1 protein-coding gene and 1 pseudogene are annotated in these 484 nt (G+C 64.0%); both read right to left on the bottom strand.

The annotated features are described in order from the left end of the window. Positions 1 to 134: flagellar biosynthetic protein FliQ (locus FLQ44_RS24805; protein ID WP_369126594.1), on the bottom strand; the 134-nt coding region annotated here is incomplete at its 3' end. 14 nt (positions 135 to 148) lie between these two features. Next, a pseudogene (gene fliP, locus FLQ44_RS04950) lies at positions 149 to 484 on the bottom strand (flagellar type III secretion system pore protein FliP); the annotation flags it as partial.

Here is a 484-nt window from a genome sequence, read left to right as displayed (position 1 = left end):
AAGGCGATGCTCGGCTCGTTGACCTGGGTGGCGGCCTGCAGCAGGCCGATCACGACGCCGATCAGCAGGGCGATGCCCAGCATCGGGGTGGCGATCAGCAGGCCCATGCTGAGCGCGGCCTGCAGCTCCGACATGACGGTATCGGCGGTCATGTGGTCACGAACGAGGCGGCGAGCGTGCCGACCACCAGCGACCAGCCGTCGACCAGCACGAACAGCAGGATCTTGAAGGGTGCCGAGATCAGCATCGGCGAGAGCATCATCATGCCCATCGACATCAGCACGCTGGCGATCACCAGGTCGATGATCACGAAGGGCACGAACAGGAAGAAGCCGATCTGGAAGGCGGTCTTGAGCTCGCTGGTGAGGAAGCTCGCCATCAGCACGGTGAAGGGCACTTCGTCGGGCGAGGCATAGCCGGTGCTGCCGCTCATGCCGGCGAAGAGCATCAGATCGGCCTCGCGGATCTGCGCGAACATGAACTC

It is taken from the genome of Vogesella mureinivorans (genome assembly GCF_007644035.1).
Classification (GTDB): domain Bacteria; phylum Pseudomonadota; class Gammaproteobacteria; order Burkholderiales; family Chromobacteriaceae; genus Vogesella; species Vogesella mureinivorans.
This window is presented reverse-complemented; position numbering and strand designations above follow the sequence as displayed.